The sequence below is a fragment of the Bacillus sp. LL01 genome (assembly GCF_001037965.1).
Genome location: NZ_LFEL01000258.1, coordinates 1 through 3,256, shown reverse-complemented (window position 1 = coordinate 3,256; position 3,256 = coordinate 1). Strand labels below are relative to the sequence as shown.

General features: G+C 39.8%; 5 protein-coding genes, 1 pseudogene and 1 other annotated feature. Of the genes and pseudogenes, 3 read left to right on the top strand and 3 right to left on the bottom strand.

Features of this window, described 5'->3' with window-relative positions; all coding sequences use genetic code 11:
• Window positions 1-104, bottom strand: a pseudogene (locus AB685_RS32295) (glutamate 5-kinase); the annotation flags it as partial.
• An 82-nt stretch (window positions 105-186) separates the two neighbouring features.
• Window positions 187-394 (bottom strand) — a binding site (T-box leader).
• A 180-nt stretch (window positions 395-574) separates the two neighbouring features.
• On the opposite strand from AB685_RS32295, the gene AB685_RS29025 reads away from it, so the two are divergent.
• A complete protein-coding gene (locus tag AB685_RS29025; protein WP_047974084.1) occupies window positions 575-1,342 on the top strand; it encodes an SDR family oxidoreductase in 768 nt (255 codons plus the stop codon).
• Window positions 1,343-1,352: 10 nt separating this feature from the next.
• The gene (locus AB685_RS32290; protein WP_047974083.1) at window positions 1,353-1,535 is read left to right on the top strand and encodes a hypothetical protein; all 183 of its coding nucleotides are present in this window, start codon (window positions 1,353-1,355) and stop codon (window positions 1,533-1,535) included.
• On the opposite strand, the gene AB685_RS29015 is transcribed toward AB685_RS32290, so the two are convergent.
• On the bottom strand, window positions 1,520-1,696 hold the full coding sequence (locus tag AB685_RS29015) for a hypothetical protein (RefSeq protein WP_198530614.1): 177 nt from the start codon (window positions 1,694-1,696) through the stop codon (window positions 1,520-1,522). The genes AB685_RS32290 and AB685_RS29015 overlap by 16 nt on opposite strands.
• A gap of 105 nt (window positions 1,697-1,801) precedes the next feature.
• Complete coding sequence (locus AB685_RS31570) at window positions 1,802-1,960, bottom strand: hypothetical protein (RefSeq protein WP_157860773.1); 159 nt, start codon at window positions 1,958-1,960, stop codon at window positions 1,802-1,804.
• Between the two features lie 222 nt (window positions 1,961-2,182).
• Between AB685_RS31570 and asnB the strand changes: the two genes are divergently transcribed.
• A partial coding sequence (gene asnB / locus AB685_RS29010) for an asparagine synthase (glutamine-hydrolyzing) (RefSeq protein ID WP_047974081.1) occupies window positions 2,183-3,256 on the top strand: 1,074 nt, incomplete at its 3' end.

The window sequence follows — 3,256 nt, the reverse complement described above, 5'->3', positions numbered from 1 at the left end:
GCAATGGCTGCCACATGCTCCCGTAACTTCGTTAAACTTAACGCGCCGTTTGCCTCTGTTAGTGAGCTGCTGCCAACTTTCATAACTATTCGTTGACGATTCATATTGATTGCCTTCTTTCTATTGTTGAAATCGACCACTAATTGGTCGTTTGTCTAGACCATAAAAAACCCTTCCGTCCTTAATAATAAGGACGGAAGGGTTGCATCCGCGGTACCACCTTGATTGGCATAATTATGCCCACTCGATATCCGTATCGTGGAAAGACGGTTAGGGTTTAACCTAACAGCTCAAGGGCAGGTTCAGCTACAACAGCGGTGATGGTCCTTTCAGCCGGTGAGACCACTCTCTTATCACATGTTGTCCGCGTACTATTCCCTCTCAACGCTTCTAATTTGATTTTTATTATTATAATCAAGAGACAAGCTACTCGTCAAGTGAAAATCTGAAGATTCACACAACTTTAAAGCGCTTACATAGAAATGTTTTGCTTCGTGTATGGTTTCTCGATTACACTAAATGGAGTAAGGGTTCTTTTTAATTAGGAGTGAAAGCATTGGATATTAAAAACAAAATGATTTGGATTACAGGTGCCTCAAGCGGGCTAGGTAAGCAATTAGCCATTGATGTTGCAAAAGCTGGAGCAACCCCTGTGCTGTTTGCTAGAAATGAAGAGAGACTTCATGAGGTTAAGCAAACGATCGAGCATGCAGGAGGCACAGCTTATATTTATAAACTTGATATTAGCAAAACTGAGGCTATAGAAGCAAGTGTTAAAGATGTAGTCGGAAAAGTGGGAACAATGGATATTCTGATTAATAATGCAGGCTTTGCACTTTTTGAATATGCAGATCAGACTGCGCCCCATGAAAATCAAGAAATGTTTGCTGTGAATGTTTTAGGATTAATGGCAATGACCAATGCAGCTTTGCCATTTATGAAAAAGGCAAACTCTGGTCATATCATTAATATTGCTTCACAAGCTGGAAAATTAGCGACGCCTAAATCGAGTGTGTACTCAGCAACAAAGCATGCCGTCTTAGGCTACACCAATTCCATACGACTTGAACTAATTGATACGGCTATAAAGGTAACTGCGGTTAACCCAGGGCCGATTCGCACACCGTTTTTTGAGCGAGCGGACCAAGAAGGTAGTTATGTAAAAAACATAGAAAAATTTATGCTAGCACCCGAATTTGTCTCAAGTGAGATCATCAAAGTCATTAAAAAGCCTAAGAGAGAATTAAACCTTCCAAAATGGATGGGAGTGGCAACTAAGATGTATCAACTCATGCCATCACTAGTTGAGAAGCTTGCTGGAGAAAAGCTACGTCAAAAGTAAGGAGGTAGATATGCAAAACGAATTTCACTGTTGCGCAACGTGTATTCATTTTCAAGCGATGAGAAGAGGTGAGGCGATGCACTATTTATGCAAACGCCTTGGTTTTGACACAAAGCCAACGTATCAATTTTCGTGTTGGGAGCCTAAGGAAAATGTAAAGCAATTAATGAAAAAGCGTCAGTCCTCGGAGTGATCTGTAAAATAACTATACATGACATCATGCACGATGGCTGAAGGAGCTTCTAGTGTTGTTTCCGCTAAAACTTGTATGGTCGTTGCTAACTGATTGAGCTCAACATCTGAGATGGCCAGCGGATGACCATTAGTATACGTTTTGCTTACTTGAGCCATCATTTTTTTTATAAGCCATTTGTCCATAATTAGCCTTATTTTCTATTGTAGATGAGTTGTCAATCTATCCAAAAAAGCAAGTCCCCGATTGGGACTTGCTTTTTATGGTTAGAAATAGTCTAGATCACGATGCTGATTGATTTGTTCTGGGGGTTTGCCTTGCTCTTGTTCAGGATGATAGGCAATTAAAACAACTCCTAAATCTTGTTCAAGCTGACGGATATGTTGCAATTGTTTTTGCTCTAAGTGAGCGACTGGATAGTTCATGAAAATCACCTCTTATAAATAGCGTTTACGGATTCTCCCGTATATACTCAGCTTTTTTTTGGTTAATTTAACTAATTGCTTCAACATTAATCCTTTAGAAAAAGATCGCACTTTTAAGATATTTTCTGAATAACATAGGTTATGGGTAGAGGGCCTAAGAGAGGCATGGTGTTCCAAAAGAGAGAAAAAATAAAGAATTATTTCCCAAGAGGGGCTGATAAAATGTGTGGTATCACAGGGTGGATTGACTGGCGACGCGACATGAGGAAAGAAGATTCAGAAGTGATGAAGATGGTTAAAACGTTGAACAGACGTGGACCAGATGATTTGAATGTTTGGACATCGAAGCATGTTGGATTTGGTCATGCTAGACTCATTGTTGTTGATCCTGTAGGTGGGATTCAACCGATGAGCAGGACGTATAAAAATAAAACATACACGATCGTTTACAATGGAGAGTTGTACAATACCGAAGACATTCGAACGGAGTTACTGCAAAGAGGGCATGATTTCAAGGGGCATTCGGATACTGAAGTGCTCTTGAAATCTTATATTGAATGGGGTTATCAATGCCTAGAAAAATTAAACGGAATTTTTGCCTTTGCGATATGGAATGATAAAGACGAAAGTTTATTTATTGCAAGAGATCGTCTTGGTGTAAAACCTCTTTTCTATACCGTTCGAAATGGTTGCCTATTGTTTGGTTCAGAGTTAAAAGCACTTCTTGCTCWCCGAGATATTGATCCTATTGTGGACCGTGAAGGAATCGCTGAAATTATGGGACTTGGGCCGTCACGAACACCAGGACATGGGATTTTTAAAGATATTAATGAGCTAAGACCTGCACATATGTTAATTTATGATCGGAACGGGGCAACGATTAGCAGGTATTGGACGTTGAAAAGCAAGCCACATCCACATACAACAGAAGAAACGGCCACTCATATTAGAGAATTAATGGAAGACATTGTTGAGCGTCAATTGTTTGCCGATGTACCAGTTGGATTATTTCTATCAGGCGGAGTTGATTCAAGTGCTTTAACAGCCCTAGCTGCTAAAGTGTATAGACGACAAGGGAAAGGTTCAGTTAGAAGCTATTCAGTAGATTATGATGAGAATGATAAGTATTTTAAAGCGAATGATTTTCAACCTAATGCAGATGGACCATGGATTAAGCTTGTTTCGGATTCTTATAATACGAAGCATTATAATGCCGTGATCTCAATTGATGAGTTAGCTAATCAATTGAAAGAAGCAGTTCGTGTCCGGGATTTACCAGGAATGGCTGATATCGAT